This is a genomic window from Mycobacterium sp. AZCC_0083, assembly GCF_014202335.1.
Taxonomy (GTDB): domain Bacteria; phylum Actinomycetota; class Actinomycetes; order Mycobacteriales; family Mycobacteriaceae; genus Mycobacterium.
Genome location: NZ_JACHGP010000003.1, coordinates 391,348 through 412,583, shown reverse-complemented (window position 1 = coordinate 412,583; position 21,236 = coordinate 391,348). Strand labels below are relative to the sequence as shown.

General features: G+C 67.2%; 22 protein-coding genes and 1 riboswitch. Of the genes, 14 read left to right on the top strand and 8 right to left on the bottom strand.

Annotated elements, in window-relative coordinates; all coding sequences use genetic code 11:
- The first annotated feature begins 49 nt into the window (after positions 1-49).
- A complete protein-coding gene (locus tag HNP02_RS09190) occupies positions 50-724 on the top strand; it encodes a FadR/GntR family transcriptional regulator (protein WP_184437335.1) in 675 nt (224 codons plus the stop codon).
- 73 nt (positions 725-797) lie between these two features.
- On the top strand, positions 798-1,709 hold the full coding sequence (locus HNP02_RS09185; protein WP_184437333.1) for a cytochrome c oxidase assembly protein: 912 nt from the start codon (positions 798-800) through the stop codon (positions 1,707-1,709).
- Here HNP02_RS09185 and HNP02_RS09180 read toward each other — a convergent pair.
- The 3 genes from HNP02_RS09180 to glnX are packed head-to-tail and all read right to left on the bottom strand — an operon-like array spanning position 1,706 to position 6,236.
- Positions 1,706-3,967 (bottom strand): serine/threonine-protein kinase PknG, encoded by a 2,262-nt coding sequence (locus tag HNP02_RS09180; protein ID WP_184437331.1) that lies wholly within the window; start codon positions 3,965-3,967, stop codon positions 1,706-1,708. The genes HNP02_RS09185 and HNP02_RS09180 overlap by 4 nt on opposite strands.
- Complete coding sequence (locus HNP02_RS09175) at positions 3,967-4,917, bottom strand: glutamate ABC transporter substrate-binding protein (RefSeq protein ID WP_184437329.1); 951 nt, start codon at positions 4,915-4,917, stop codon at positions 3,967-3,969. Before HNP02_RS09175 ends, HNP02_RS09180 begins: the two co-directional genes overlap by 1 nt.
- On the bottom strand, positions 4,917-6,236 hold the full coding sequence (gene glnX / locus HNP02_RS09170; RefSeq protein WP_184437327.1) for a protein kinase G-activating protein GlnX: 1,320 nt from the start codon (positions 6,234-6,236) through the stop codon (positions 4,917-4,919). Before glnX ends, HNP02_RS09175 begins: the two co-directional genes overlap by 1 nt.
- Positions 6,237-6,368: 132 nt before the next feature.
- Here glnX and HNP02_RS09165 point away from each other — a divergent pair, with 132 nt between their 5' ends.
- A complete protein-coding gene (locus HNP02_RS09165; protein WP_184437325.1) occupies positions 6,369-6,866 on the top strand; it encodes an NUDIX hydrolase in 498 nt (165 codons plus the stop codon).
- Here HNP02_RS09165 and thiE read toward each other — a convergent pair.
- Entirely contained in the window at positions 6,850-7,521 is a 672-nt protein-coding gene (thiE, locus tag HNP02_RS09160) for a thiamine phosphate synthase (protein ID WP_184437323.1), read from the bottom strand. The genes HNP02_RS09165 and thiE overlap by 17 nt on opposite strands.
- A 72-nt stretch (positions 7,522-7,593) precedes the next feature.
- Positions 7,594-7,707: riboswitch (TPP riboswitch) on the top strand.
- Here thiE and thiO point away from each other — a divergent pair.
- The 9 genes from thiO (at position 7,697) to HNP02_RS09115 (ending at position 15,093) form a co-directional block, all read left to right on the top strand.
- Entirely contained in the window at positions 7,697-8,719 is a 1,023-nt protein-coding gene (gene thiO / locus HNP02_RS09155) for a glycine oxidase ThiO (protein WP_184437321.1), read from the top strand. It overlaps the preceding riboswitch by 11 nt.
- Positions 8,716-8,913, top strand: coding sequence for a sulfur carrier protein ThiS (gene thiS / locus HNP02_RS09150; protein ID WP_184437319.1), 198 nt, complete (start codon positions 8,716-8,718; stop codon positions 8,911-8,913). Before thiO ends, thiS begins: the two co-directional genes overlap by 4 nt.
- Entirely contained in the window at positions 8,906-9,664 is a 759-nt protein-coding gene (locus HNP02_RS09145; RefSeq protein ID WP_184437317.1) for a thiazole synthase, read from the top strand. Before thiS ends, HNP02_RS09145 begins: the two co-directional genes overlap by 8 nt.
- Before the next feature lie 19 nt (positions 9,665-9,683).
- On the top strand, positions 9,684-9,974 hold the full coding sequence (locus HNP02_RS09140; protein ID WP_375373648.1) for a hypothetical protein: 291 nt from the start codon (positions 9,684-9,686) through the stop codon (positions 9,972-9,974).
- A gap of 13 nt (positions 9,975-9,987) precedes the next feature.
- Complete coding sequence (locus HNP02_RS09135; protein WP_184437315.1) at positions 9,988-10,911, top strand: ATP-binding cassette domain-containing protein; 924 nt, start codon at positions 9,988-9,990, stop codon at positions 10,909-10,911.
- Positions 10,908-11,666, top strand: a complete 759-nt coding sequence (locus HNP02_RS09130; RefSeq protein WP_184437313.1) for an ABC transporter permease — start codon at positions 10,908-10,910, stop codon at positions 11,664-11,666. The genes HNP02_RS09135 and HNP02_RS09130 overlap by 4 nt, the downstream gene beginning before the upstream one ends.
- A gap of 14 nt (positions 11,667-11,680) precedes the next feature.
- Complete coding sequence (locus tag HNP02_RS09125; protein WP_184437311.1) at positions 11,681-13,189, top strand: M28 family metallopeptidase; 1,509 nt, start codon at positions 11,681-11,683, stop codon at positions 13,187-13,189.
- On the top strand, positions 13,186-14,610 hold the full coding sequence (locus HNP02_RS09120; RefSeq protein ID WP_184437309.1) for a M28 family peptidase: 1,425 nt from the start codon (positions 13,186-13,188) through the stop codon (positions 14,608-14,610). The genes HNP02_RS09125 and HNP02_RS09120 overlap by 4 nt, the downstream gene beginning before the upstream one ends.
- A 72-nt stretch (positions 14,611-14,682) precedes the next feature.
- Entirely contained in the window at positions 14,683-15,093 is a 411-nt protein-coding gene (locus HNP02_RS09115) for a hypothetical protein (protein ID WP_184437307.1), read from the top strand.
- Here the strand turns inward: HNP02_RS09115 and HNP02_RS09110 are convergent.
- Positions 15,026-16,207, bottom strand: coding sequence for an SRPBCC family protein (locus tag HNP02_RS09110; protein ID WP_184437305.1), 1,182 nt, complete (start codon positions 16,205-16,207; stop codon positions 15,026-15,028). The genes HNP02_RS09115 and HNP02_RS09110 overlap by 68 nt on opposite strands.
- A 202-nt stretch (positions 16,208-16,409) precedes the next feature.
- Here HNP02_RS09110 and HNP02_RS09105 point away from each other — a divergent pair, with 202 nt between their 5' ends.
- Positions 16,410-16,634, top strand: coding sequence for a hypothetical protein (locus HNP02_RS09105; protein WP_184437303.1), 225 nt, complete (start codon positions 16,410-16,412; stop codon positions 16,632-16,634).
- 4 nt (positions 16,635-16,638) lie between these two features.
- Here the strand turns inward: HNP02_RS09105 and HNP02_RS09100 are convergent, their stop codons facing one another.
- The 3 genes from HNP02_RS09100 to HNP02_RS09090 are packed head-to-tail and all read right to left on the bottom strand — an operon-like array spanning position 16,639 to position 19,746.
- Positions 16,639-17,544 (bottom strand): ABC transporter permease, encoded by a 906-nt coding sequence (locus tag HNP02_RS09100; protein WP_184437302.1) that lies wholly within the window; start codon positions 17,542-17,544, stop codon positions 16,639-16,641.
- Positions 17,541-18,449: an ABC transporter permease gene (locus HNP02_RS09095; RefSeq protein ID WP_309241483.1), complete on the bottom strand. Its 909-nt coding sequence runs from the start codon at positions 18,447-18,449 to the stop codon at positions 17,541-17,543. Before HNP02_RS09095 ends, HNP02_RS09100 begins: the two co-directional genes overlap by 4 nt.
- A 52-nt stretch (positions 18,450-18,501) precedes the next feature.
- Entirely contained in the window at positions 18,502-19,746 is a 1,245-nt protein-coding gene (locus HNP02_RS09090; RefSeq protein WP_184437299.1) for a spermidine/putrescine ABC transporter substrate-binding protein, read from the bottom strand.
- Between the two features lie 92 nt (positions 19,747-19,838).
- Between HNP02_RS09090 and HNP02_RS09085 the strand changes: the two genes are divergently transcribed.
- On the top strand, positions 19,839-21,227 hold the full coding sequence (locus HNP02_RS09085; RefSeq protein ID WP_184437297.1) for an aspartate aminotransferase family protein: 1,389 nt from the start codon (positions 19,839-19,841) through the stop codon (positions 21,225-21,227).
- Positions 21,228-21,236 lie beyond the last annotated feature (9 nt).

The window sequence follows — 21,236 nt, the reverse complement described above, 5'->3', positions numbered from 1 at the left end:
CGATGCTAGTCTGACATACATCCCATCATTGGTTGAAAGGATGATCCTCATGCCATTGATCACCACTCAGCGGACGAGGCTCGTCGATCAGGTCATCGAACAGATCAGGCAGCTCGCCGGCAGCGGTGAGTGGCCAGTGGGCCAACGCATTCCCAACGAAGCCGAACTTGTGAAATCGCTTGGTGTGGGCCGCAATACAGTTCGAGAAGCGGTCCGTGCGATAGCACACACCGGAATCCTCGAGGTCCGACAGGGCGACGGCACCTACGTACGTGCCACCAGCGAAGTCTCGGGCGCACTGCGGCGGTTGGGTGGCAGCGAACTGCGCGACATCCTTCAGGTCCGGCGCGCGCTGGAGGTCGAAGGCGCCCGGCTGGCGGCCACCAACCGCACCGCAGAGGACGTCGCAAGCATGGAAGTGTTGCTCGACCGGCGAGATGAGTGCCTCCTGGCCGGTGACACGGCAGGCTTCGCCGCACTGGACACCGAGTTTCACCTCGCGGTGGTGGGCAGCTCCCACAACCACATGCTCACGGGGCTCTATCGTGGGCTACTCGAAGCCATCACAGCCAGCGTGGCGGCTACCAGCACGCTGCCGGTCGACGTTGACGACCATCGTGAATTGATGGCGCGCGTCGCGGCGGGGGAACCGGAGGAGGCGGCACGCCTCGTCGGCGCGATGCTGGACCGAGTGCTGGCTCACCTGAGCGTCGAATCGGAGTGATGACAGCTGCCTCGAGGTGAACGCCCAAGCCGTTGACTGAATCCTGCCAGGTTCTCCGCGTAGCTTCGGCGCCGTGCCGCCTCTGCACGCGCTCGTCGGATCGTGGTCACCGGACTTTCTGTCTCTGACGCTGATCCTGACCGTCGGTGCCGGGTATGGGTGGGCGGCCCGGCGCAGCGGCGAGCCGACCCCTCCCCAGGCTTGGAGTTTCGGGAGCGGGCTGGCGCTGTGGGCGCTGGCGACGCTGAGCGTCATCGCCGTTTACGCCCCGCTGTTGTTCTGGATGCGGGCATTGCAGGTGTTGATGCTGCTGTTCGTCGTACCGTTCCTCCTGGCCCTCGGTCGGCCGGTGGCGACGCTGCGCGCTGCGTCGAGCGCGTCGGGCAGACGTCGCATCGACGGGTTGTTGGCGTCCCTGCCGGCCCGGGTGGTGTGCTCGCCCGCGGTCACGTCGGCCTTGATGCTGGCGACGCCGTGGCTGCTGTATCTCACACCGTGGTACGTGGCGTCGCTGGTCAACGGCGTGGTCGCGGCGCTGACGCGGATCCTGCTGCTGCTCATCGGCTTTGGCTACTTCTACGCACGGCTGCAGTCCGACCCGGTGCCGCACCGCTACTCGCCGCTGCTGTCGATCGGGATCAGTGTCGCCGAGACGCTCGGCGACGGCCTGCTCGGGCTGGTGTTGTGGCTCGGCCCGCTGATCGCCCATGACTACTACGCGGGGTTTGGCCGAACCTGGGGGCCGAGCATGCGGACCGACCAGACCGTCGGCGCGGGCATCCTGTGGATTCTCGGGGACGTCCTCGGACTGCCGTTCCTGCTGGTGCTCATGCGAGCCCTGGGTTCGCACGAGAAGGCGGTCGCCGATGAGGCTGACGAGGCTGACGAAGCCGACCGCACCGAGCACGTCGAACCCGGCTCGGCTCGCCAAACCCTGTGGTGGGAAGCAGATCCGCAATTGCGGGATCGGTTCGGTCGCGGCTAGAACGTGCTCGTCGGCCGCACGCTGTTGGCCAGGTCGACGAGCGCGTAGCGGTGCGCCTGCGTCGGTGCCAACCGGGCCAACCCCCGCAGCGCAGCCTCGACGCCCAACTGCAGGCCGTGCTCGGTGAAGGGGAAACCCAGGATGTGGTTGGTGCTCGCGGTGTTCTCGGCAAGCCAGTCCATCGCCGTGCCCAGCACCAGGGCCCGGATCTGGAGCACCCGCGGCTCGGTCTCCGGCAGTGCCTCCACCCGGCGTGCCGCGTCGCGGATCTGCTGCTCGGTGATCTCGCTGCCCGACCGCCCGGACAGCAGGGTGACCGCGCTGGTCAGTCGTCCGGTGGTGAAATGCCTTGAGGTGGCGGGCACTTGGTCGAGTGTCTTGACGGCAGCGTCGCGCGAGCCGGACGCCGACTGTGCACGGGCCAAGCCGAAGCCCGCCGAGATCACGCCGTTGTCACTGTTCCACACCGTCTTGTAGAAGGTGCTCTCATCGGTGGCGCCACTCAGTTCGGCCGTCGCGGCCAAGGCGAGCTTCGGTGCCAATTCGCCGGGCAGGGTGTCGAGTACCTCAGAGAAGTGCTTGGTCGCCGAGTCGTAGTCGGCGGACAGCAACTGCGCGACCGCGCGGAACCACATCAGCCGCCAGCGCCAGCCGACGCGGTCGGACAGATCGTCGAGCTTGCGGTTGGCCTTCGCGACGTCGCCGAGGTCCAGTAGCGCCCGCACCTCCATCAACGGCAACTCCACCGACTCGGACAGGTCGATGCCCTCGGATTCCAGCGTCCCGTGTCGCGCCGCGCGCAGCGAATCCAGCGTCTGGACAGGCTGACTCAGCATCGTCGCGGACAACACGGTGGCCCCGACGTCGGCCGGGTCGACCATCGGCACCGGCAGCGCCCGCACGATGTCTTGTGCGGTGAGCTTCTCCGAGTGCACCTGGCCGTCGAGGTAGACGTCGGTGTGTGCGACGAGCAGATCCACGCCGAACGTCGAGCGCGACGGGCTGAACACCGTCGACAGACCGGGCCGGGGTACGCCGGTGTCATGGGCGACGACCTCGCGCAGCACGCCGAGAAGCTGACCCGACATCTCCTCTGCGCTGGCGAAGCGCCGCCGGGGATCGGGGTCGATGGCTCTGCGCAGCAGCCTGGCGAACGAATCGTATTGCTTGATAACGGGATCGTCCTCAGGCAGACCGTCCACGTAGCGCCCGTTGCGGGTGCGCATCTCCAGCGTCAGCGAGGCCAGAGTACGGCCGACGGTGTAGATGTCGGTGGCCACCGTGGGCCCGGTCTTCACGATCTCGGGTGCCTGGTAACCCGGTGTGCCGTAGAGGAATCCGTACGAATTGATGGTCGAAACGGCGCCGAGGTCGATCAGCTTGAGCTGTTCCTCGGTCACCATGATGTTCTCGGGCTTGAGGTCGTTGTACACCAACCCGCTGGCGTGCAGATAGCCCAGCGCGGGCAGGATTTCGAGCATGTAGGCGATCGCCCGCGACACCGGCAGCCGGTGCCCCTTGGCCTGCTTGAGCGAGGTTCCGCCGACGTACTCCATCACGATGTAGCCGACCGGTTCGCCGTGCTTGTCGTCGTGCTCGACGAAGTTGAAGATCTTCACGATCCCCGGATGGGTCACCTCGGCGAGGAACTGTCGTTCGGCCATCGCGATCGCCTGCGCCTCGGCGTCACCCGAATGCACCAAACCCTTGAGCACGACGGGCCGGTCGTTGACGTTCGTGTCGAACGCCAGGTAGATCCAGCCGAGGCCGCCGTGGGCGATACAGCCCTTGATCTCGTACTGCTCGACCACCATGTCGCCTGGACTCAGTTGCGGCAGAAAGGAGTACGCGCTGCCGCAATGCGGGCACCAGCCCTCCGAGAGCGCCTTCCCGTCGGACGATGAGCGGCCAACCGGCTTGCCGCAGTTCCAGCAGAACCGCTTCGACTCGGTGACCACCGGGTTCTTCATCAGCGCAAGAAGCGGGTCGCGCTCCTGCACGCGTGGCACCTCGACAAGCCCGCCGCCGAGCCTGCGCATCGGCGACCACCTCCGCGTGACGGTCGTCGTGTGGTCGCGCGGTTCGGTCTCCGCGGTACCGACCGAGACGCGGTCCGAGTCGTCGAAGGCGGGCCGGAATACCGCCTGGGTGGACATCGGTCGCATCGTCGCAAGCGAATCCCAGGACACCTCAGAGCGCTCCGTGCCGGGATCGGTCACGTCGTTGGTGTCTTCCGGGCCGCCCGGCTGGGTGGCCATCAGTCCGTGTACCTCGGGGTGGGCGGCGCCGGAGCCGGGCCGAGCACGGTCAACCACTTGCGGTACAACGTGTTCCACGTACCGTCGCGGCGGATGCGGTCCAGCGTTCCGTTGACGAAACGCACCAGACCGGTGTTCTCCAGGTTGATGCCGATGCCGTAGGGCTCCTCGTTCATGCTGGGGCCGATGATGTGCAGGTAGGGATCTTGGCTGACCAGGCCTGCCAGGATGGAGTCGTCCGTACTGACGGCGTCGACCTGGCGTTGTTGCAGTGCGACAAGACAATCGGCCCACGTCACCACGTCGACGACGACGGGCGGCGGGTTGATCTGTTGGATGCGCTTCATCGACGTGGTGCCCGCCACCGCACACACCCGCTTGCCCGACAGGTCCGACGCCTGCCTGATGGCCGAGTCGCGCGGCGCAAGGATCCGCTGATTGGCCGACAGGTACTCGGTGGAGAAGTTCACCAACTTCTTCCGCTCGCAGGTGATGCTCATCGTCTTCACCACGATGTCCACCTGATTGTTCTGCAGCGCGGTGACTCGATCGTCCGACGACAGGATGCGGTACTCCACCTGGGACGGCGTCCCGAAGATGTCGCGCGCGACCTCGCCTGCGATATCGACGTCGAAGCCGGTGATCTCCCCGGTGATCGGGTCGCGGAAGCTGAACAGGTTGCTGCCGATGTCGAGGCCGACGATGAGCCTGCCGCGGTTGCGGATCGTCGAAACGGCCGCGTCGGCCTGCGACTTGCTCGGGAAGGGCCGCAGGCTGGCCCGGCAGTCGTCGTTGGGGATGACCGGCTGGATGGGCTCCGGCGCCACCTCCTCCATGCCTGCGGGTGTCGGCGGGGAGAGCGTCACTCCAGGCACCGGCATCACCGGCGCGGCCTGCCCGCAGCCCGTCAACACCGTGAGTGCGGCGAGGACGACCAAAAACTTTCTCATCACCGGTACTCGCTCATTCTCGGCCACAACCCGAGCGCCACCGCGATCGCCGCGACCAAGCTCAGCACCGCCGCGCCGACGGTGGCGCCGGACAGCACCCGCCGCGCGTTGGTGATGTCACCGCGCAACTGCTGGCGACTTTCCTCGATGCCCTTGGTCAGCGCGGCGTCGAGCTTGTCGAACGCAGGCGTCGAATCGTCCTCGCCGGTACCGAGCGCTACCTGCGTTGCGGCCTGGTAGTTGCCGACGGCGACGTAGGCGTTGATCCGGTCGTCGGCCGCGCGCCAACGCTGAAGGAGCTGCTCGGCGTCGGCCAGGTCGGTCTTGTCGATCGCGTCCTCGTGACCGAGGTAGTCGGACAGCTGCTGCTCCATCATGTCGATGCGTTGGTAGTAGGACTGCTTGCGCACGCTCTCGTCGCCGCGCCGGATCAGCGACAGCGTCTCGTCGGCCCTGGCCTGCTGAGCGGTGATGGCCATGGAGGTGACGGTCTTGAGCGACTGGGCGGCCGTGCTCTTCGCGCTGCGGCTATCCGCGGTCGAGATGATGATCGCCGTGCCGACCCACACGACCATGATCAACACGGCCACCCCACCCGCGACGAACCCGATGTTCACCCGGCGCCGGGTGCGGCGCGCCAGCCAGCGGTTGGCGAAGGCCCCGAAGAGCAGGGTCGCGAGCACCACCAGGATCACCGGGGCCGGGATCCTGGTCGACGCGGTGGTCTCGGCGTCCACCCGCCGCGAGGTCTCCTCGTAGAGCCGCTGGGCGTCGGGCAGGATCTGCGTCTGCATCAGGGCCGACGCCTCGGACAGGTACGACGAGCCGACGGGGTTCCCGGCGCGGTTGTTGGTCCTGGCCGTCTCGACGAGGCCGGTGTAGACCGCGAGTTGCGCGTTGACGCGGCCGAGCAGTAACACCATCGGCTCGTCGGTCAGCCCACTCGACGCCCGGGTGACCGCCACGGACGCGTCGGTGATGGCCTGCTCGTAGCGTTGTCGCACGTCCTGGGGCTCGGCGCCGGCGATGAAGGCCGTTGCCGCGGCGGCGTCGGCCACCGAGAGCGTGGTGTAGAGCTGGCCAGCGGCGAACGCCAGCGGCTCGGTGTGGTTGAGCACCGTGGTCAGTGCCCGCTGGCGATCGTTGATCGTGGTCGACGTGGCGAATGCGCACGCCGCCACGAGCGCGGCCAACACGATCCCGATGGTGAGGATGCGACCGGGGGTGGTCCAGAGGAACCACCACCGTGGATGCACGGGGGTGGTCGGCGACCGTGATGCCAGCGGCTCGGTCGAAGGGTGCGCCAACTCCACAGTCACCTGTGCGCGGACCTCAGCTTTCCGGCTACTTTTTCGGCTGCCCAACTATATAAAAGAATTCTAAGAGCTGCTGGCACCACGCGGGGGATTCTGGGGCAGCGAATGTTGCGTTGAGTTCCATAAGCTGAACGCGTGCATGGTGATGGTGACGGCTGGGTGTTGTCCGACGACGGCTCTCACTTCTGGGGCAGGCATGGCGCGGCGGGTCTTCTGTTGCGTGCCCCCGGACCCGACGGCAGCGCCGCCGTCCTGTTGCAACACCGGGCACCGTGGAGTCATCAAGGCGGCACGTGGGGACTTCCCGGCGGTGCGCGCGACAGCCACGAAACCGTCGAGGAGGCCGCGGTCAGAGAAGCCAACGAGGAGGCCGGGCTGACCGCCGACCGACTGACCGTTCGGACCACCGTGGTGACTGCGACCGCTACGGGCAGCGACTGGACCTACACCACGGTCATCGCCGACGCACTCGAACAGCTGGTCACCGTGCCCAACCGGGAGAGCTCCGAATTGCGCTGGGTGGCCGAGGATGAGGTCGCCGATCTGCCGTTGCACCCAGGTTTCGCGGCCAGCTGGCCTCAGCTCCGTTCGGTGACCGCGTCGATCCCGCTGCTGGTCAACCCGCAGCAGTAAGCGCAGTCTTCAACTCCCTGGCCGCTGCGGCGGGGTCTTCGGCGGCGGTGATCGCCCGCACCACCACGATGCGACGCGCGCCCGCGGCGAGCACCTCGGGCAGGCGCGCAGCGTCGATCCCCCCGATCGCGAACCAGGGTTTGGTGGTGCCCGACTCCGCGGCGAAGCGGACGAGGTCGAGGCCGGGCGCGGTCCTGCCCGGTTTGGTCGGAGTCGGCCAGCACGGCCCGACGCAGAAGTAGTCCACTTCCTCGGTGATGGCCGTGGCCACCTGCGCCTGGTCGTGGCTGGAACGCCCGATCAACGGGCCCGGCCCGACGATGTCGCGGGCCAGCGGCAGCGGCAGGTCGTCCTGCCCGAGATGCAGGACGTCGGCAACGGCGCCACGGGCGATGTCGGCGCGGTCGTTGACCGCAAGCAGAGCGCCGTGCCGTCGCGTCGCGTCGCCAAGAACCTCGAGCGCGGCGAGCTCGTCGCGGGCCTCCAGCGGCCCGAACCGATGCTCGCCGACCGAGCCCTTGTCGCGCAGCTGGATGAGGTCGACGCCACCGGAGAGCGCCGCGTCGGCGAACTCGGCGAGGTCGTCGCGTTCACGGCGGGCGTCGGTGCAGAGGTAGAGCGTGGCGGTGGAGAGACGCTCGCGGGGATCCAGCACGACCGCGAGGTTAGCCGCTGAGGTGAGCGAAGCGACGGGGGATGCCTCTGGTGCCGATGCCCGAGTAATGTGGACGCTTCACACGGGAGTCCCGGGATCGGGGACTGAGAGTGGGCATCGACACCAGCCCTTACCGTCACACCTGATCCGGGTCATGCCGGCGAAGGGAGCAGAAATGTCACCCCGTCCCAACGGGCGCTCACTGGCAGTCGTCGGTGGTGGCGTCATCGGCTTGTCGGTGGCGCGCCGAGCCGCGCTCGACGGCTGGTCGGTGCGCGTGCACCGGACCGGTGAGCATGGCGCCTCCTGGGTGGCAGGCGGCATGCTGGCCCCGCACAGCGAGGGCTGGCCGGGCGAGGAGCGGCTGCTGCAGATCGGGCTGGCCTCGCTCGCGTTGTGGAATGACGGGTCGTTTCTGGAGGGTCTGCCGCCGGAGGTGGTGACGGCGCGCGAGTCGCTGGTCGTGGCCGTCGACCGGGCCGACGTCGAAGATCTGAAGACGGTCGCGGGGTGGCTTGCCGCTCAGGGGCAGCCGGTGACCGTGACGACTGCCGCCCGCGACGTCGAGCCGCTGCTCGCCCAGGGCATCAGGCACGGCTTCCGCGCGGAAACCGAACTGGCCGTGGACAACCGGGCCCTCGTCGCGGCATTGGCGCAACACTGTGAACGGCTCGGCGTCAGCTGGGCGCCACCGGTCGATTCGCTCGATGACACGCGCGACGCGGAGACAGTGGTGATCGCCAACGGCATCGACGCGCCCTCACTGTGGCCGGGTCTTCCGATCCGCCCTGTCAAGGGCGAAGTGCTGCGCCTGCGATGGCGCCGTGGCTGTATGCCGTTGCCGCAGCGCGTCATTCGTGCCAGGGTGCACGGACGGCAGGTGTATCTGGTGCCACGGCCCGACGGCGTGGTGGTGGGTGCCACCCAGTACGAGCACGGCCGCGACACCGCACCTTCGGTATCTGGTGTGCGCGATCTGCTCGACGACGCCTGCGAGGTGATGCCCGCGCTCGGCGAGTACGAGCTCGCCGAGGTCGCGGCAGGCCTGCGGCCGATGACACCCGACAACGTGCCCGTTGTCGGAAGGCTTGACGAACGGACCTTGGTGGCCGCAGGCCACGGCAGGTCCGGATTCCTACTGGCGCCGTGGACTGCGGAACGGATCGCGGCCGAACTGAAGGTGGGTGTGCCCGCATGAGAGTGATCGTGAACGACGAGGCCGTCGAGATCGCCGAAGACGCAACCGTGACAGGGCTTCTGGCGACATTGGGAATCTCCGAGAAGGGCATCGCGGTGGCCGTCGACTGGGCGGTGCTGCCCCGGTCGGAGTGGGATCACGCGTTGTCCGAGGGGGCCAAGGTGGAAGTGGTGACGGCGGTGCAGGGTGGCTGACTCGATACTCACCATTGCCGGTCGCGAGTTCGGCTCGCGGCTCATCATGGGGACCGGCGGCGCAGCCAACCTCGTGGTGCTCGAGGAGGCGCTGGTCGCGTCGGGCACCGAGCTGACCACCGTCGCGATCCGCCGCGTCGACGCCGACGGCGGCACCGGGGTACTCGAACTGTTGGACCGGCTCGGCATCACCCCGCTGCCCAACACCGCGGGGTGCCGAGGCGCCGCCGAGGCGGTGCTGACCGCACAACTGGCTCGCGAGGCCCTGCACACCGACTGGGTCAAGCTCGAGGTGATCGCCGACGACCGCACACTGCTGCCCGACGCCATCGAATTGGTCAGAGCCGCAGAACAGCTCGTCGACGACGGGTTCGTCGTGCTGCCCTACACCAACGACGACCCGGTGCTGGCCCGTCGTCTCGAAGACGTCGGATGTGCCGCGGTGATGCCGCTCGGCTCACCGATCGGGACGGGTCTTGGCATCGCCAACCCGCACAACATCGAGATGATCGTCGAGAGGGCCGGGATACCCGTCGTGCTGGACGCGGGCATCGGCACCGCGAGCGACGCCGCCCTTGCGATGGAGTTGGGATGCGATGCGGTGCTGTTGGCGACTGCGGTGACAAGGGCGTCTGACCCGCCGCTGATGGCGGCCGCGATGGCGTCGGCCGTCGTGGCAGGGCGGCTCGCGCGCGAGGCAGGGCGGATCCCGAAGCGGTACTGGGCGCAGGCGTCGAGCCCTAGCCTGTGAGCCGCTACGTTGCGTCCCCATGTTGTACGCGGCGGGGCTGCCTCCACTGCTGCGGTCGCTGCCCGCCGAAGACATCGCGGTCGCGCGACACGTCGCCGACACGCTGAAGCAACTCACCGAAGCCGCCGCCTCCGCGACGGGCTGCGAGCTGGTTCGCGCCGCCGATGCCAGCGTCGACCATCACGCCTGGTCGAACGAGCCGTGGACGAGCCGACTCGGTTTGCCTCTGCCGGGACGACCGGCACCGCTGCACCCCAACGCGGCAGGCATGCGCGCCGTCGCAGACCTCGTCGTGGCCGCACTGACCTGAGAGAATCGGCCCAATGATCCAGTTGGCGGGCCTGACCAAGGTGTTCGGGCACGGCCCGGGCAGTAACCGCGCCGTCGATGACCTCACCTGCTCGATCGAACCGGGCGTGGTGACGGGATTCCTTGGTCCCAACGGCGCAGGCAAGACCACCACGATGCGGATGATTCTTGGGCTGGATCATCCGACCTCGGGCACCGCGACGATCGATGGCAAGACCTACCGCCAACTGGCCGACCCGCTGCGCACGGTCGGCGCGCTGCTCGACGCCAAGCAGGCACACCCCAACCGGTCGGCGCGCGATCACCTGCGCTGGATCGCCGCGACCAACCGCATCGCGGTCACCCGCGTCGACGAAGTGCTCGACATCGTCGGCCTCGGCTCGGCCGTCGACAAGAAGGCAGGCACCCTTTCGCTGGGGATGAGCCAGCGGCTCGGCATCGCGGCGGCTCTGCTCGGCGACCCACGGGTGCTGTTATTCGACGAACCCGTCAACGGGCTCGACCCCGAGGGCATCCGCTGGGTCAGGACGCTGATGCGCACGCTGGCGGCGGAGGGCCGCACCGTGTTCGTGTCCAGCCACCTGCTCGCCGAGATGGCCAATACCGCCGACCGGCTGGTGGTGATTGGTCGCGGCAAGCTCATCGCGTCGACCACCGTCGCCGAGTTCGTCTCCGGTTCGGACGCAGGCGCCGTCCGGGTCCGCAGCCCTCAGCTGGACACCCTTGGCGGGCTGCTGTCCGGGGCGGGTATCGAGGCCACCGCCGAACCGGATGGCTCCGCATTGTCGGTGCGCGGCGCGGCGATCGAGGTGATCGGAGACCTGGCTGCCCGCAACGGGATCACACTGCACGAGCTCAGCACCCAGCGGGCCTCGCTGGAGGAGGCCTACCTCAAGCTCACCGACGATGCGGTCGAATACCGGACGGCGAACAAATGACTGTGACGGCAGCGCTCAACGCCGAGCGCATCAAACTCTCCACCATCCGCTCGCCGCTGTGGTCGTGCATCGCCGCGGCCGTGCTGGGTCTCGGGGTAGCCGCGCTGCAGGGATCGTCGGCGTACGGCGCGGCGAGTCTCTCCCCGGAGCGGGCCGCCGTCGGGGTTGCGGTATTCGGGGTACCGGTGTTGATGGTGCTCTCGGCGATGACGATGACGGGTGAGTACCGCAGCGGGATGATCCGTACGACGTTCGCCGCCATCCCGAATCGCACCCTGGTCGTCGTGACGAAAGCGGTTGTCGCCGCGGTGTTCTCGGCGGTGTTCACCGCGGCATTGGTGATCGGCGCCATGCTGGTGGCTGGGATGGCCTCAAGCCCACTGGTGGGCGCGCAGCTGTCTCTTGCGCAGGCCGGCGTGTGGCAGGTGACGGGCGCGTTGGCGTTGTACGCCGCGCTCGCCGCGGTGCTCGGCGTCGCGGTGGGGGCGCTGCTGCGCTACGCCGCAGGCGCGGTCGCGGTACTGCTGCTCTGGCCGTTGGTGGTCGAGCCGATCGTCGGCAACCTGCCCGACATCGGCTCCGAGGTCGGGCCGTATCTGCCGTTCGGCAACGCGTTCGTATTCGCCGACGTGCAGTGGCTCTACCCGGCGTACTCGATGCCGTGGGACCGGCTCGGCTCGGTGCTCTACTTCGCCGTGGTCGTTGCAATCGTCTTCGTCGTGGCCACCGTCGTGGTGAACCGTCGCGACGCGTGACTAACGTGGGGGCAATGCGGCGTAGCTCACGAACGGCACTGGCGGCTCTGGCAGTGGCGGTGGTCGCGACGGCGTCGGTGGCCGGATGCGGCCGCAACACCGCGCCGGAAGCCATCCCGTCGACGCCGTCGACGCCCGCGGACGACTTCGCGGGTGGGTTGCAGGAGAAGCTCACCACCGACGCGATGATGGCGCATCTGACCAAGCTGCAGGAGATCGCCGACGCCAACAAGGGCAACCGGGCGCTTGGCACGCCGGGCTACGCGGCGAGCGCCGACTACGTGGCCAAGACCCTGCGGGACAACGGGTTCGACGTCGCCACCGACGAGTTCGAGGTGAAGCTGCCGTTCGCAGACAAACCGTCGGTCACGGTTGGCGGTTCGGACATCAAGGCCAACGCGCTTGGGTTCACCATCGGCACGCCGCCCGAGGGGGTACGCGGCCCACTGGTCGCCGCCCGCGCCGAGGACACACCGGGTTGCACGGCATCGGACTACGACGGGCTGCCCGCGTCGGGAGCCGTGGTGCTGGTGGACCGCGGCTCCTGCCCCTTCGCCGTCAAGCAGGCGGTGGCCGCCGAGCGCGGCGCGATCGCGATGATCGTCGTCGACAACGTCGACAGTGACGAGGTGGGCGGCACCCTTGGTGAGCAGACCGACGTGAAGATCCCGGTCCTCGGCGTCACCAAGGCCGACGGTGCCGGGCTGCGCGCCAACCCTGGCCAGACGGTGATCAAGCTCCACGCGGGCGTCAGGGTGGAGCGCACCCACAACGTCGTCGCGCAGACCAAGACCGGATCCACCCACGACGTCGTGATGGCGGGTGCGCATCTGGACAGCGTGCCGGAGGGGCCTGGCGTCAACGACAATGGTTCGGGTGTGGCGGCCGTGCTGGAAACGGCTGTGCAGCTGGGCAGCTCACCGCAGGTGCACAACGCGGTGCGGTTCGCGTTCTGGGGTGCCGAGGAGGAGGGCCTCATCGGGTCGACGCATTACGTCGAAACGCTGGACGCCGAGGCACTCAGGGACGTCGCCCTATACCTGAACTTCGACATGCTCGCCTCGCCCAACCCAGGCTATTTCACCTATGACGGAGACCAGTCCGCGCCGCCGTCGTCCGACGGTGGCGTGCCGCGGGTACCGGAGGGTTCGGCGGGCATCGAGCGCACGCTGGCCGCCTATCTCGACGGCGCAGGGAAGAAAGCGCAGGACACCGATTTCGACGGCCGCTCCGATTACGACGCGTTCACCCAGGCGGGTGTGCCCTCCGGTGGATTGTTCGCAGGCGCCGAGGACAACATGACCGCCGAGCAGGCGAAGCTCTGGGGCGGTCAGGCCGACAAACCGTTCGATCCGAACTATCACAAGAGCACCGACACCCTCGAGCACATCGACCGCAATGCACTGGAGATCCAGGGCAGGGGAGTCGCCTACGCGATCGGCCTCTACGCCCAGGACTTGAGTGGGCGCAACGGAATTCCCGTCCGAAATGACCGCACCCGGCACGTGGTGACGGAGTCATGAGGCGGTTCGCCACCCTGGCCTTCGTACTGGCGGTGGCGGCGTGTGGGTCGTCCCAGCAGGCCCCGCAATCCTCGGCTGACCCTGGCCGCGAGCTGGCCGGCAAGGTCACCGTTGACGGGATGCGCGCACACCTGGACAAGCTGTCCGGCATCGCGACGGGCAACAACGGCTCAAGAGCAGTCGGCACGCCGGGGTATGACGCCAGCGTCGATTACGTCGCAGGAGTATTGCGGGACAAGGGTTTCGACGTACAAACACCCGAGTTCGACAAGTTGGTCGAAACCGACATCGGCGATCCCACGCTGACGGTGGCGGGCCGCAGGTTCCCCGTCACGGAGGCGTCTCTGCTCGTCACCACTCCGGCGGCCGGGATCAATGCCATCACACTGCGGCCACAGAAGCCGGCCGGGTGCACCGCAGCCGACTACGGAACGGTGAACGTCAAGGGCGCGATCGCCATCGTCGACGACAGCGGCTGCTCCGTCGTCGAAAAGCACGTCGCCGCAGTGGCCAGGGGCGCCGTCGGCCTGCTGGTGGTCAGCGACAGCGCGGTACCCGGCCTGTTCCCTGCGGACTACTACCAGGGACTCAAGTCGCCCGTCGCGATCATCGGCAAGGACGTCGACGCGCAGCTGCGGCGCACCACGGCACCCGTTCAACTCGTGCTCGACGCCAAGGCAAACTTGGTCATGGTGCGAAACGTGGTGGCGCAGACGAAGACCGGAGACGCGCACAACGTCGTCGTCGCCGGTGCGCACCTGGGTTCTGCGCCACACAGCCCTGGCATGAACGACGACGGTTCGGGTGTCGCCGCGGTGTTGGAGACCGCCGCGCAACTGGGTGGCTCGCCCACCGTGACCAACGCGGTCCGGTTCGCCTTCTGGGGTTCCGACGAGTCCGGTCTGGAGGGGCCGACGAAGTACGTGAGTGGCCTCGACCGGGAACACATCGCCGACATCGCGGTGTACCTGAACTTCGACATGCTGGCGTCGAAGAACGCAGGGTACTTCACCTACGACGGTGACCAGTCCGGGCAACCGAGCCCTGGAATCCCCACCGCCAGCGTGCCCCCGGGATCGGCGGGCGCGGAACGCACCCTTGCGGGCTACCTGAACCTGGCCGGCGTGCGGCCTGCCGACATGCCGTTGAGCCGGGCCAGCGACTACATCCCCTTCCTGACGGCCGGCATACCGATCGGCGGCATCACCACGGGCGCCTCACAGCTGAAGTCCGCGGTGCAGGCCAGGCTTTGGGGCGGCCAGGCGGGCGTCCCGTTCGACCCCGGCTATCGCACGCCACGGGACAACGTCGACAACGTCAACCCGCAGGTCCTGGCCATCACCGGCCCCGCCGTGGCCTTCGCGGTGGGCACGTACGCGGCGTCGACCGACGGCCCGAACGGCGTCAAGCCCAGGGGTTGACAGCAAGTCGTACGGGTTTGCCCACCCGCGCCGCAGTTACTTTCACAGCTGACCTGCGTATGAATGACGTTCGTGAAGACCACTTCTCGCCGATGGGCGGCCGTGACCGGGATTGCCACCGCGGTACTCATGGGCGGACTGTCGGTGGCGTGTAGCTCCACCGGCACCACCGCGCCCACCACCACTACGACGACGACCACCACCACCCCGACCACGACGACGACCACCAGCCATCACAGTGAGCATTCCTCCGGTGGTGGAGGTGGAGGTGGAGGAGGGGGCGCACCTGCGCCGGTGGAGACCGAAACCGTAGCGCCGGGCACGGTGACCAACACCGAGACCGACATTCAGACGACGGTGGCGACCTCGGTCGAGACCACCGTTGCAACGTCAGTGGTGACGGCGACGTCGACGGTTACCGTCGCGCCGACGCGTCAGCAGAATCGGGATTTCGGCCCTGGTACGAACGGGCAACACGGGTGACGAACTGGTAGACGCCGTCCTCGTCGGGGGCAAGCGGGCCCGGTCGGGCGTGCGGTGAACTCAGTCCGCGCTGGACGGACTCGCACGCCGCCCAGTCCTGCCTGTTCGTCAGATCCCAGAAGTCCACGGCGTAGGACGGATCGAAATCTGGCTGGGCGGCAACGTCTTTCGGGAACGCCCAGGCGCACTCCACGTGTGTGCGGTCCACCGCAAGGGGTGTCATGAGGTGGGTCATCACGTAGTCGGGATGCAGGCTGACGAGCAGGTTGGGGTAACCGACCAGGTACATGACGCTGCGTAGTTCGTGCTCCGAGAGACCCTGAATCGCCACACCACCACTCTTGCCGGTCAGCGACATCGTCTCTGCGCCTTCGATGATCGACATCCAGCCGCCCATCCAGCTGCCCGCGAGTTCGAGGTTCTCCCCGCTGGTCGGCGGGCTGATCCGGGACAGCTCGGGGTGAATGGTCGAGCAGTGGTAGCACTCCTGGTAGTTCTCGGCGATCACCTTCCAGTTGGTGGCGAGCTCATAGGAGTGCCGGTCGACGATCGTCAAGTCCTCGGGGCGGTAGGGGCCGACCACCTGTTCAAGGCCGACGACGTGCTCGGTGAAGTCGGCGTCCTCGCCGCTCGGGTCGGTGAACAGCCAGCCGTGCCAGTTCACCAGTCGCAGCTCGGCCAGCCCGTAGTCCTCGGGTTCGAAGCCGGCGGTTTCGGAGAAGCCCGGTGCGTTGCGCACCCGACCGTCGAGGCGATACGACCAGGAGTGGTAGGGACAGACGATGCCGCGGCGTTTGGCCGACTCGCCGCAGGCAAGCAGTTCATGGCCGCGGTGTCGGCAGGTGTTCGCGAACGCCCGGATGACACCGTCATCGCCGTGCACCAGCAGCACCCCGTTGGCGCCGGAGCCGACGGCGCGCTGGGTGCCGACGCCGTCGAGGTCGTCGGCGTGGCCAACGCAGATCCAGCCCGAGAAGATGTTGCGCTGCTCCCACTCGAACACCGCGGGGTCGACGTACGCCGCCCTCGGCAGCATGCGCGACTGGCCGAACGGCGCGAGCGCCGCAGCGAGGTCATCAGCAGGAACCGGCGCCGGACCAAACTGTTTGAACATACAGTCAGGTTACTGCGACGAGGCAGTTTGGTCTAGATGGGCGGGGCCTAGACGAGTAATCTGGCAGCACTTGCGGGCGGAGGAACGTTCATGGACAAGCAAGCAATCCAGCACGTTCTCGACCGGTACTACACGGTATTGAACAGCCACGATCGAGATGGCATCGCCGAGGTCGTCTCCGCTGAGGTGGTTCGATGACGACATGATGCCGGGCACGGTCTTCCGCGGTGTCGACGAGTTCCGCGGCGTGTTCGACGGCATGTGGTATGCCTTCCCGGATCTGCGGCTCGAAGTGCTGCGCGGTCCGTTCTTCGCCGACGGTGGCAACCCACCCACGCGCGTCGGGCTGGCTGGTCCTCGTCGACTGTGGGAGTTGCGGTCGAGAAATCGGCGAAACTTCGCACAGAACCCACACAGTCGGCGCTGAGTTGTTAGGTCTCCCCGGCGAAGGCGGCGATGCCGCGGCCGGTCGTGTCGTCGTTGCGGGTCATCCGGCGGAACACCAGATAACCGATCACCACTGCGGCGAACGCGGCAAGCAGCAGCAGGGTGGCCAGTGCGTTGAGTGCCGGGGTGGGTGCGGCGCGCGCCGTGTTGTAGATCTTCACCGACACCGGTTCGGTCGCCGAGCCGTTGGACAGATACCGCACCAACACGAAGTCGTCGATCACGTCGGCGAAGACTAGGACCGTGCTGGCGAAGATCGCGGGGATCAACATCGGGAGCGTGACCCGGCGCAGCGCCTCCACCTGCGAGGCGCCGAGATCCATTGCGGCTTCCTCGTATTGCGGCCCGATGGTGGCGAGCCGCGCGCGCACCAGCACCGCGGGGTAGGCCACCTGATAAGTCACCAGCCCGATCACCTGTGCGGAGGTGCCCAGGCCGAACGGCAGCGACAGCGAGGTCACCATGAACAGCAGTGCGACGGCCAGCAGTACCTCGGGGATCACGAACGAGATCAACATCAGCACGTTGGCGCCTGACGGTAGCCGGCCCCGCCACCGGTCGATGCCGATCGCGAACAGCACACCGAGTGGAACGGCGACCAGGGTGGAGAGCAGTCCGAGCTTCAGTGTCTGCAACAGAGCCGTGTGCAGGGAGGCGTCGTGCCAGACCGACCGCGTCTGATCGCCCCAGTACCAGCGAAACGAGAAGCCCTGCCAATTGGTTCGGGATCGCCCGTCGTTGAACGAGAACATCACGGCGATGAGCACCGGCAGCAGCGACCACACCAGGTAGGCGATGGTGATGCCGGCCAGAATCCGGGGTCGCCGCCATGGATCACGCCACCAGCCAACGGGGCCTCGGAGGGTCTTCTCCGGCGTCGTGACGCTCACGTTCGCACCTCGTCGCCCCGCAGCGTCACCCGGACGTAGTAGATCATCGGCACCACCGTGGCGATCAATACCAGCATGACGAACGCGCCGGCCTGTCCGGTCTGGCCCGGCGCCTGCACGCTGTCGTTGATCAGGTTTCCGACCATCGCCGTCTTGGGGGAGGCGGATAGCAGGTCGTTGGTGAAGTAGTCGCCGAGCATCGGCAGGCAGGTGAGCAGGACCGCGGCCATGATCGTCGGCCTGCACATCGGTAGCGTCACGCGAACGAATGACGACACCCGGTTGGCGCCAAGGTCTCTGGATGCCTCCAGCATCGACTGGGACAGCCGGTCCAGCCCCGCGTAGAGCGGCAGAATCATGTAGGGCACGTAGCCGTACACCAGACCGAGGACCACCACCACGGGCTGACCGGTCAGCCAGTCCACGTTGGGGTCGAACAGGCCGCCGAAGCTCAGCATCCGGTTGAAGAGTCCGTCGTTCTGAAGAAGGTTGACCCAGGCCAGCATTCGCATCATGTAGCTGATCCAGAACGGCGCGATCAGTAACGCGATGAGCAGGCCCTTGTGTCTAGCGGCCAGCCGAGACACGTAGTAGGCCACCGGGAACGCAATGCACAGGCACAGAATGCTGGCCGCCGCGACGTAGCCCACGGTGCGCACCAGCGCGGGGAAGTAGACGCCGTCGGGGCCGATACGGGTCAGGACGTAGGTGAACTGGGTGGGGTCCCACTGCAACGGATTCCACACCGGAACCGCGGTGCGGAACACCGGATCCCGCTGACCGAACACGATCGCGAGCACCACGTAGAGGGGCGCGAGGAAGAACAGCAACAGCCAGCCGACACCGGGTGCGGCCAGTACGGGCCACAGTCGGTTGGGGCGTTCGCGCGAGCGCGCCACGGGCACCTGATTGCTCCTCGCGTCCTATGCCTGATTGCTCCTCGCGTCCGCGGCGGCGTCAGGATCCGCCGGCGTTGAACGCGTTCCAGACGTTGTGCCAGGCGGTGTCGTTGTCCGCGTCGAGTTCCAGCGTCCGGTAACCGGTGTCGAAGTACTCCGGCTTGACGATCACGTTCTTCAGGTTCTCCGGAATGAACGCCTCGGCGACGAGTGAGTCGGCGGTCAGGGAGTTCTGCGGCGGCTGGTAGCCGATCGCCGAGAAGTTCTCCTTGGCGACCGCGGGGTCGAGCATGTGGTTGAGGAACAGGTGGGCGAGCACGGGGTTCTTCCCGCCCTTGAGCGTGACCAACATGTCGTTGTCCACCAAGCCCTTGCCGTCCTCGGGGAACCAGTACCGCAGAATCTCGGGCCCGACACCCTCGGGAAGGTAGTTCACCGCGTTGATGACGTCGCCCGACCACATCTGGGACAGCCCGATCTGCCCGGCGGGCATGTCGCTGTACATCGTGATGGTGACCTTGGGCGACGTCGCCTTGACCAGTGCGGAGAGCTGCTCGCCCACCATCTTCAGGTCGGCCTCCGATGACGTGTTGACATCGGTGATGCCCTGCTTCAGTAGGACCATCGCCATCGCGGTGTGGAAGTCGTCGATGATCGCAGTCTTGTCCTTGTAGGCCGGATCCCACAATGCGGCATAGGGATTGCTCAGCTTGCCGATGTCGGCGGGCACCTGATCGGTGCGCCAGCCCATTCCCGTGGTGTAGATGGTGTACGGCACGGTGTACTGCCAGCCCTGGTCGTACCAGGGGTTGGTGAAGGTCGGCCAGACGTTGGTGATGTTGGGGATGTAGCTGTGGTTGAGGGGGCGAACCAGGTTGCCAGTCACCAGGCGGCTGATCTCGGTGTAGTTGGCGTTGTAGATGTCGAAGTCGACCCCGCTGCGCAGCTTGGTGATCGCCTCGTCGCCGTCATTGAACGTCGACACCTCGACCTTGACCCCGTACTGATCCTCGAAACCCTTGATGGCTTGAGGGCTGAGGTAGTCGGCGTAGTTGTAGATCTTGAGCGTCGCGCCCTTCTCGGGCGGGAGGTTGTCACCGATGGCCTTGTTGTCATCGGCGATCGGCCACTTGACCGGACTGTCAGGCTTCGCGATCGTCAGGCTCGGCGCCGACCCCTGTGTTCCAGCGGGCTTCGAACACGCGGCAAGGAAGGCGCCGAGAGTGGGAGCCGCGGCCGCGAGAATCGCAGCGCGTTGCAGGAATTGTCGACGATTCGGACCGGATCCAATGGGCACGGGCATCTGGGCCTCCCCGGTGGTTCGCGTCTTGTCGGTGTTAGGACTATCACATAGACTGAATGCTCAGTCAACCGCTGGAGAGTGGAGGTTTCACCGTGTCTTCGACGGTGATCGAAAGTCCCGAGTCCGACATCCAAGACGATCGAGTCGGGCAGTTGATCGTCGATGAGGAGCAGGTGTTCCTTCGGCGCCAGCCGCGCAGCACCGAACTGATCGCGCTGGCCCGCGAGCACCTCGCAGGAGGTGCGACCTCGAACTGGCAGATCGCCGAACCGCAGGCCGTCTGGATGAGCCACGGCAAGGGCTCCAAGGTGTACGACGTCGACGGCACGGAGTACGTCGACATGCACGGCGGCTACGGCGCTTCCATTGCGGGACATGCCCATCCGGCGATCGTGGCCGCCGTCAGCGACCGGGTCCGGCGCGGTACCCACTTCGCCCAGCCGACCGAGGACGCGATCTGGATCGCCGGCGAGTTGGCCCGCCGGTTCGACCTGCCGCTGTGGCGGTTCGCCAACTCCGGCACCGAGGCCACCATGGACGCCGTTCATCTGGCCCGCGCGCTCACAGGGCGTGACCTCATCATCAAGGTCGAGGGCGGCTATCACGGACACCACGACTCGGTGCAGGTGTCGGTGCTCCCGGAGGCCGACGAGGTCGGCCCGCGCAGCCATCCCACTCCGGTGCCGGGAAACAGTGGCATCCCCGCGGCGATCCGCGACCTGGTGGTCGTGGTGCCGTTCAACGATGCCGAGGCCGTCGCCCGCGCGCTCGCCGAACACCGCGGTCAGGTGGCCGCGATGATCCTGGAACCCGTGATGATGAACGCGGGCATCATCCCGCCCGACGACGGCTATCTGGCTGCCATCCGCGACCTGGTCCATCAGGCCGGCGCGCTGCTGATCTTCGACGAGGTGAAGACGGGCTTCACCACAGGCCCTGGTGGGGTGACCGCGCTATCGGGCGTCGCGCCCGATATCGTGTGTCTGGCAAAGGCTTTGGGAGGCGGCATTGCGGTGGCCGCGATCGGCGGCACGAGGGAGGTGATGTCGGCGATCGCCGACGGCCGCTACGAGCAGGTCGGTACCTTCAACGGCAACCCGTTGGCGATGGCGGCCACCCGCGCCACCCTCTCCGAGGTGCTGACCCCCGAGAACTACCGCCGACTCGACGCTAACGCCACCCGCCTTCGTTCCGCGCTGGAAGGCGTGATCGCCGAACACGGATACGACTGGCACGTCGTCTCGGTGGGCGCCAAGGGTTGCGTGACGTTCCGTCGCGACAGGGTGCGCGAGTTCCGCGACTTCCTCGGGATCGACGCCAGACTGGGTCACTTGCACTGGCTCGTGCAGCACAATGGTGGGGTATTCCTCCCGCCATGGGGGAAGGTGGAGCAATGGCTGTTGTCCGTACAGCACGACCGCGACGACGTCGACAGGTTCGCGACCAACTTCGCCCGGTTCGCCGAAGCGGTGTCGAACTGATCGGGTTCG